Source organism: Daejeonella sp., from assembly GCF_044232565.1.
In the GTDB taxonomy this organism is placed as follows: Bacteria; Bacteroidota; Bacteroidia; order Sphingobacteriales; family Sphingobacteriaceae; genus Daejeonella.
In genome coordinates, this window is sequence record NZ_JBIILQ010000130.1 from 1 (window position 1) to 7,759 (window position 7,759).

8 protein-coding genes are annotated in these 7,759 nt (G+C 37.0%); 2 read left to right on the top strand and 6 right to left on the bottom strand.

Annotated features, from left to right (window positions below; all coding sequences use genetic code 11):
- Nucleotides 1–575, bottom strand: a 575-nt coding sequence (locus ACILQF_RS08185; protein ID WP_395626928.1) for a hypothetical protein, incomplete at its 3' end; no start/stop codon positions are given.
- Between the two features lie 3 nt (nucleotides 576–578).
- Nucleotides 579–1,562, bottom strand: coding sequence for a 6-phosphofructokinase (gene pfkA, locus ACILQF_RS08190; protein WP_395626929.1), 984 nt, complete (start codon nucleotides 1,560–1,562; stop codon nucleotides 579–581).
- A 118-nt stretch (nucleotides 1,563–1,680) separates the two neighbouring features.
- Between pfkA and ACILQF_RS08195 the strand changes: the two genes are divergently transcribed.
- Nucleotides 1,681–2,376: an NUDIX hydrolase gene (locus ACILQF_RS08195; protein ID WP_395626930.1), complete on the top strand. Its 696-nt coding sequence runs from the start codon at nucleotides 1,681–1,683 to the stop codon at nucleotides 2,374–2,376.
- A gap of 46 nt (nucleotides 2,377–2,422) precedes the next feature.
- On the opposite strand, the gene ACILQF_RS08200 is transcribed toward ACILQF_RS08195, so the two are convergent.
- From ACILQF_RS08200 to ACILQF_RS08215, 4 genes are all read right to left on the bottom strand, one after another.
- Entirely contained in the window at nucleotides 2,423–3,460 is a 1,038-nt protein-coding gene (locus ACILQF_RS08200) for an alkane 1-monooxygenase (protein ID WP_395626931.1), read from the bottom strand.
- A 60-nt stretch (nucleotides 3,461–3,520) separates the two neighbouring features.
- Nucleotides 3,521–3,931 (bottom strand): hypothetical protein, encoded by a 411-nt coding sequence (locus ACILQF_RS08205; RefSeq protein ID WP_395626932.1) that lies wholly within the window; start codon nucleotides 3,929–3,931, stop codon nucleotides 3,521–3,523.
- 3 nt (nucleotides 3,932–3,934) lie between these two features.
- Nucleotides 3,935–4,300: a gliding motility protein GldC gene (gene gldC, locus ACILQF_RS08210; protein ID WP_395626933.1), complete on the bottom strand. Its 366-nt coding sequence runs from the start codon at nucleotides 4,298–4,300 to the stop codon at nucleotides 3,935–3,937.
- A gap of 288 nt (nucleotides 4,301–4,588) precedes the next feature.
- The gene (locus ACILQF_RS08215; protein ID WP_395626934.1) at nucleotides 4,589–5,968 is read right to left on the bottom strand and encodes a DEAD/DEAH box helicase; all 1,380 of its coding nucleotides are present in this window, start codon (nucleotides 5,966–5,968) and stop codon (nucleotides 4,589–4,591) included.
- A 223-nt stretch (nucleotides 5,969–6,191) separates the two neighbouring features.
- Here ACILQF_RS08215 and ACILQF_RS08220 point away from each other — a divergent pair, with 223 nt between their 5' ends.
- Nucleotides 6,192–7,526: a dihydroorotase gene (locus ACILQF_RS08220; protein WP_395626935.1), complete on the top strand. Its 1,335-nt coding sequence runs from the start codon at nucleotides 6,192–6,194 to the stop codon at nucleotides 7,524–7,526.
- Nucleotides 7,527–7,759 lie beyond the last annotated feature (233 nt).

Here is a 7,759-nt window from a genome sequence, read left to right on the forward strand (position 1 = left end):
AGTGCCGGTTCTGCTTGTCTATAAACTTTATCTAAAATCTGTGTCCTATCTAAGTCGTATTTCTTTTTAAATTTTTCGGCAAAATCTAGAGGCATTAAATCATTTAAAAATGATTTTAAGAGTCGCCTGCCGAGCCAATTGGCAGAACCTTCATCTCCTAGAATGTATCCAAGTCCGAAATTATTATCACTAATTTTTTTTCCATCGAAATAAGCAGCATTTGAACCGCTACCTAAAATGCCAACTACTCCTTTTTCATCACCACAAGCAGCTATTGCAGCTGCTTTCAGGTCGTGATCGACAATAATTTTGCTAAAGCGAAAAAAACTGCCTAAAGCATTCGTGATTATATCCTGGCGCTCCTTTGATGATGCTCCTGCACCAAAAAAGTAGACTCGGTTAATTTTTTCGGCGTTATTTATGAGCTCAACACTTTTATCGAGTAATTGAACAATATGGCTTTCATTACTGAAAAATGGATTAATACCCGGGGTTTTCAACTCTGAAACAATTATCCCTTTTTCTGCCAATTTCCAGTCGGCATGCCTCGAACCGCTATAAACTACCGCAATCATATATTAAATAGATAAAACGCTAACCATCTCCATTAAATCATCTTCCAGTTTAAAATGTGGTGAATTTAATGCTTCCTCAAGAGGTGTTAAAACTATCGAATTACCTCTTAGCCCAATCATTTGGCGGGTTTCACCCTTTAGCAATTCTTTAACTGCGGCATAGCCTAGCCTACTGGCTAAAACCCTATCGAAGCTACTCGGACTTCCACCTCTTTGTAAATGGCCTAAAATAGTAACTTTGATATCGTAATAATTGAATTTTTCTTTTACTCGTTCTGCCAATTGATAGGCACCACCACTTTGATCGCCTTCGGCAACAATTACAATGCTCGAAGTTTTTTTGTTTTTGGCATCTCCTGATAACTTGTTAATCAATTCATCAACTGCAGTTGCTCTTTCAGGTAGTAAAACGGCTTCAGCACCTCCAGCTATGCCCGATCGTAATGCGATGCAACCTGAATCACGCCCCATAACTTCTATAAAAAACAATCGGTTGTGAGAGGCGGCAGTATCTCTAATCTTATCAATGGCCTCGATAACAGTATTGGTGGCAGTATCGTATCCAAGTGTGAAATCTGATCCGTAAAGATCATTATCTATCGTTCCTGGAATACAAATCACAGGTATGTCATATCGTTTTGAAAGGCGTTCTGCACCTCTAGCAGTACCATCTCCGCCAATAGCAATGAGCGCATCGATGCCATGTCCTTTAATGTTTTTATAAGCCTTTTCCATGCCTTCATCTGTGATGAATTCAAGGCATCTGGCCGTTTTAAGTATTGTTCCACCAAGATGTATTATATTGCCTACAGATCGTGCATCCATATCCCAAAAATCGCCCTCTAGCATACCCTGATAGCCTCTTCGAATTCCTACGACTTCAATTCCATAGAAAACTGCAGTTCTTACAACTGCCCGAATGCAAGCATTCATCCCCGGAGCGTCACCACCTGAAGTAAAAACTCCTATTTTCTTTATTTGAGACAATTTTCTTTTGTATAATTTATTACGAATATAGTGTGTATTCTTTACACTAAGTAATTTTTATTATTTTTATATATATTATGAATAATCACTCTATATTTAAATTTTTAATATAAAAATTTTGGAAACTCTTCTGCCCAAGTTTGAATCTGTTTTTTCAATTGACTGTGTAATATTTGGCTTTGATGATGGGGAGTTAAAAATTCTACTTATTAAACGTAATGAGGAGCCTTTTAAAGATTGGTGGGCTTTGCCAGGGCATATTGTAGAAAAGGATCAAAGTATTGATCTTGCTGCCGAGCGGATTTTATATGAGCTTACAGGTCTTAAAGATATTTATATGGACCAATTTCACACTTTTGGTGATGTAAATAGGCATCCGCAAGGAAGGGTAATTACTATTGCATACTATGCGATGATTAGGCTAAACGGGCCTAAAGAGCTAAAGCCTGTAACTAATTATGCCTCAAAAGCTGTTTGGATACCTGTAAATGATCTTCCAAAGCTTGCATTTGACCATGAAAAAATCTTTGCACGTGGATTTGATAAAATTCGAAATAAAATTAGCTACCAACCCATAGCATTTGAGTTGCTCCCAGAAAAATTTACACTTACCCAATTGCAGCAATTATACGAGGTTATTTTATCTAAGCAACTTGATAAGAGGAATTTTCGCAAAAAAATGCTGAACTATGGAATTTTAAAAGAATTAGACGAAAAACAAAAAGGAGTTTCCTATCGTGCGGCAAAGCTTTATAAATTCGATAAAAGAAAATATGCCAAGCTCTTTCAAAAGGAACTTACTTTTACTACTTGATTCTGGAGTTTGAAAATTTATATCAATCTTGGAAAGTTTTCCCTTCTTAGTCCTGTATGGATTTACACTTTTTATTCACTAAGCTAAACCATAATGGCGGAAACAAGGCTGGCAATAACATGCTCGCATATCCTCCTGGTAAAACGGGACTATTAGCATAGGAAACTAATTTGTTGAATGGCTTAGCAGCGTGAAAATGATGGTCAGAATGCCTGCTTAAATCGATCAGGAAAAATCTACTGATCAATTTGTCGCTTTGCCAAGAATGTCTCTCATCTACGCGCTCATTGTCTTTCCTGCTTAATCCGTAATGTTCAATGTAATTGGTATATTCTAGCAATATGTTGGCAAATAATGCCTGAAGGAGTAGGGCAAGAGACACTTCCCATCCAGCGAAATATCCTAAGATGGATAAAACAAGTACATATCCAATCAAACAGGATAAAATGTAATTGTGAATGCTAAATGCTGATTTTCCTTTAGAAAGACAGCGTTTTTTCTCCAATTGAAAGGATTGTTTTAATTGTCCTGAAACCGAACGTATCAAATAATGGTAGTAGTTTTCACCAAATTTCGCACTTACCGGATCTGAATCTGTCCCAACAAATTTATGATGTATGCGTAGGTGATGAACATAGAAATAGGGATTGAAAACGCTGAAAAGCAAGAATCGCCCAGCAAAATTCCATGTTTTTTCTTTTCTATGGATAAGCTCATGTGCTACCACAATGGCTAATGTGCCTGAGGATGTTCCTGTAGAAATCGCTGCAGCTAAAATCCAGTTGTCCCTAATTATTTCTGTGTAAACACCAAAAATGAGACTTGAAATTGATAAAAACTGTGCTAAAACCGATAAGAACATCAAAACTTCTGGAAGCTCATCATCCACAATGTCGTCATTGGTATGATCCTCAGGTAGGATAATTTCGGCAATGCCCAAAATTGCAAAAGTGAAAAGGAAATTCATTAAAGTGAACCAACCACCAGTCAAATTCCCATAGATGACCAAGGTTATTGGAACTAGATTGAGAAAGTATTTCCAATTCCTAAATGATTTTTTACTTATAGAAATCCCTGATTCCATTATTTTAATAAGTATTAGCCAATTTTTTTAAACATTAAACTAAAACTAACTTAGTTAAAATTATGCGCTTTTCGAATTTTTATTCTTTTTTGAAAAAAATATCATGATCAATGCACCAGATAATATTAAACCCCAGCCCAACCAGCGATATTTAATAATACTACTCGCTGCTGCAGCCAATTTTTTCAATGGAATAAAACTGAAATAATTCGTCACTTTAAAATAAACCGCCACAAAAGTGAATGTTAAGACGATAATCAAAGCCCATCCGCAAAAACGTAATAGTCCGAATTTACCCCCAGCAGCAGCAAATAATGCCAAAGTGGCTAAAGCATAAACAACCGAAGCAAGCACGGTATCGATGTCCCAATAATTCCAATTTCCAATGATGGGGATGTGAAGCATCGGCGAAAAGCCGCCACCAATAACCATTAATGCTCCAAGAATCCCCAGGTAATTTTTAAATGTCATTTTTTAAGATTTTCCTTTTAATGCAGATTGAGGACTATTGCCTTCTGTGAGTTCCATTTTTTCGGCAAAATGGGCACAATAATCGCGCAAATCTTCTACAATTGCTTCCTCACCAGTGGCACGAAGGAAACTATCGCCCATAGTTTGTAAGGTTTCGTAAAAAAAACGCTTCATTTCATCCACCGGCATGTCTTTAGTCCATAGGTCAATACGCAAAGAGTTCTTGTAATTATGATCCCAAAGGGCAAGCATCATCGACTTTACAGGGAGTGCTTCTTTAGTTTGTGAGTCAGTAGATTCCCATAAAATATTTTCAGGAATGTTTTGATCATCTAATTGAATCGTCAATTTTATTTCAGCTTTTTTCATGGCGTCTTATTTTATAGGTATATCTTTTGTGTTTCTTTAATTAATTTTTGAGGATAAATATCAAAAAGCTGACAAATATTAGAAATAGTAATTCAAATAACCAAATGCGTTTAAGGTCAACAATTAATCTTCTAAAAATCAAGTCAGCGATAAAGCAAATACTTACCAAGATTAGCATAGAAAGCATGCTAGGAAAAGTAAGATTTGATTCACCGGGGAAGAGTAGTAGGTAGGCACTTCCGACTATTAAAATTGAGGAGACTATATTTAGCGGACTTATGCGCAGGCTCATTTTTTCTTGCGGTCTTTTTTATGAACAGCATCAAATTTGACACTTTTTTTTCTGCGAGCGGCACCGGGTTTATTATTTCTTGCTTTGGCTTTAGGCTCAGTTTTTGTAGTTTTTACTCCTTTTGTATTTTTTGCTTTCTTCTCGTGAAATGCTCCCTTAAACTCTGGATCATCCCTACGTTTTTGAAGATCTATTTCTCGAGCAATATTCTGACGCTCCTCATAAGGGGTATCATCTACAAAAACATCTTCAGGCATATTGAATTGTGGAATTGTTTGTCTGATTAGTTTTTCAATTTTATCAACATAATATTCCTCCGATGGGCTGCAGAAAGTTATGGCATCACCGGTTTGTAGAGCACGCCCCGTGCGCCCGATACGGTGAACATAATCTTCAATGATGATGGGTACATCGAAATTAATCACATGACTTACATTGCTTACGTCGAGTCCTCTAGAGGCTACATCTGTTGCAACTAAAATCCGAATTTGTCCTTCTTTAAAGGCATTTATTGAGTTAATTCGTGTATTTTGTCCTTTGTTGGCATGGATTACTCGAACTTGTTCATTGCCATATCGTCGTTCCAAGAAATGAAAAATATTGTCGGCTACAGTTTTGGTTTTACAGAAAATAATTAAACGTGTAAAGTCTTCAGTATCTTTTAATAAATGCTGAAGTAAGTTAAGTTTAGTCTTTAAATTGGGTACTTTGTATAAAGCCTGACTCACTGTATCTGCTGGCGTTGCTTGTGCGGCCACTTCAATAATTGTAGGATGTTTTAAGAAATCACCTGATATTTTATGCACCAGCTCACTCATTGTAGCCGAAAATAGGAGGTTCTGTCTTTTTCGAGGCACCACTTCCAATATCCTGTGAATGGAGCCAATGAAGCCCATATCCATCATTTTATCGGCCTCATCCATTACCATAAACTTGATAAATTGCGTGTTGATGTGGCCCTCCAAATAGAGGTCTAGGAACCGTCCAGGCGTAGCAATGATAATATCTACACCCTTTTTCAACTCGTTAATTTGAGTCTTGGGTCCTAATCCTCCAAAAAGTACCACTGTACGTAGATCAGTATATTTGGCAAATGTTTTCACATTTTCCTCAATTTGCATGGCTAATTCACGGGTTGGAGCAATAATTAATGCTCTGGCATCATTGCCTTGAGCAAATTTAAGCTTCATTAAAATGGGAAGCACGAAGGCAGCAGTTTTCCCGGTTCCTGTTTGTGCAATTCCCATAATATCTTGACCAGATAAAATGGGCATAATTGCCTTTTCCTGTATTGGAGTTGGTAAAGTATAACCTGCATCCGAAACGGCATTCAGGATCTGTTTGTTCAGCTTAAAATCTTCAAAGGTTATGGACATAGCCGCAAAGATACGTCTTTGCTTTTATGTGCTGCCTTTTGCGGATATCTTTTCTGTGAAACATTTAAATTAAATAGATAAATTACTGAAAGGTGTTTGTCGACTAATTTCTTTGTTTTAGTCTTGATTCAATCATTTTAATCGAATAAAGCATCTGAATGCATGTAATTGGTTAAAAAATTCCGAAATTGCAGTGTATTTAATTCAATCCTTATTCTATACCATGGCCTCAATTCTTATAAAATCCGCAACAATAGTTAATGAAGGTAGAATTATCGTTTCTGATATTTTTGTAAAAAATGGGATTATTGAGCAGATTGGAGCGAACCTCAACATGCTGGCCGACAAGGAAATAAATGCGGAGGGGCTCCATCTTTTTCCGGGCTGCATTGATGATCAAGTCCATTTTCGAGAACCTGGATTAACCCACAAGGCTGATATTTTTACGGAGAGTAGGGCGGCAATTGCAGGAGGTATCACCTCATTTATGGAAATGCCAAACACCGTCCCGAATACCCTAACCCAAGAGTTATTAGCTCATAAATATGAAATCGGTGCACGTAGCTCAGCAGCCAATTACTCCTTTTTTATGGGTGCAGGTAACGATAACTTGGAAGAGGTATTAAAAACTGACCCTAAAAATGTATGTGGAATTAAGGTTTTTATGGGCTCCTCAACAGGAAATATGCTTGTTGATAATGAAAAAACTTTAGAAGGGATTTTTAGTCATGCGCCAATCCTTGTAGCTACACATTGCGAAGATGAAGCAACTATTCGTTCCAATGCAGCTCATTTCAAAGAATTATATGGCGATAATTTGACTCCCGATATGCACCCCCTAATTCGAAATGCGGAATCTTGTTATATCTCCTCTTCTTTTGCCGTAGGATTAGCCAAAAAGTACAATACAAGACTTCATATTTTACATATTTCAACAGCAATTGAGACCAGTCTCTTCGATAATTCCATTCCATTAAGTCAGAAGAGAATTACTGCCGAAGCTTGTATTCATCATTTGTGGTTTACAGATGCGGATTATGCCAGTAAAGGAAATTGGATTAAGTGGAATCCCGCAATTAAATCTGCTGCCGATCGTGATGCAGTTTTTCAAGCTGTTTTAGATGATCATATCGATATCATTGCAACGGATCATGCTCCTCATACCATTGAAGAAAAATCTCAAGATTATAAAAATGCTCCTTCTGGTGGCCCGCTCGTGCAACATGCGCTCATCGCGATGCTTGAACTTTACAAAAAGGGTAAAATCAGTTTAGAGAAAATAGTTGAAAAAATGGCTCATAGTCCGGCAATCTGTTTTCAAGTTGATAAGCGCGGTTTTATTCGTGAAGGCTATTGGGCCGACCTAGTGCTTGTAGATTTAAATAAATCCTATGCCGTGAATAGAAATAATGTATTATCGAAGTGTGGCTGGAGTCCATTTGAAGGCGAAGTTTTTAGTTCGAGCGTAGTTAGTACCATAGTGTCCGGTACTTTGGTGTATGAAAATGGTCAGATTAAAAATGGTATTTACGGTAAACGATTAGCATTCGACCGTTAAATAAAACTATTTTCAAGTGTAATTTTTTTCTTTGATTTAGGATGACCAAAAACATTGGTTTCTCATCCCACAAACTAATTGTATTGTAATAAAATATCAAATATGAGCGAATGCTTCGGTATTGCGCCTAAACTCGCTACCTTTGCGGCCTGTTGAGAAACAATTATGGCTAAAGTATCTATTAATATTGCGACCGGTTCTGTACAAAAGGAAGAATTAATTGTTGGGATTGA

What these genes read in the sequence shown, in the direction of transcription:
- gldC (WP_395626933.1), bottom strand. Translation starts at nt 4,300, where the DNA reads ATGAAAAAAGCTGAAATAAAATTGACGATTCAATTAGATGATCAAAAC.
- ACILQF_RS08200 (WP_395626931.1), bottom strand. Translation starts at nt 3,460, where the DNA reads ATGGAATCAGGGATTTCTATAAGTAAAAAATCATTTAGGAATTGGAAA.
- ACILQF_RS08205 (WP_395626932.1), bottom strand. Translation starts at nt 3,931, where the DNA reads ATGACATTTAAAAATTACCTGGGGATTCTTGGAGCATTAATGGTTATT.
- ACILQF_RS08215 (WP_395626934.1), bottom strand. Translation starts at nt 5,968, where the DNA reads ATGTCCATAACCTTTGAAGATTTTAAGCTGAACAAACAGATCCTGAAT.
- ACILQF_RS08220 (WP_395626935.1), top strand. Translation starts at nt 6,192, where the DNA reads ATGGCCTCAATTCTTATAAAATCCGCAACAATAGTTAATGAAGGTAGA.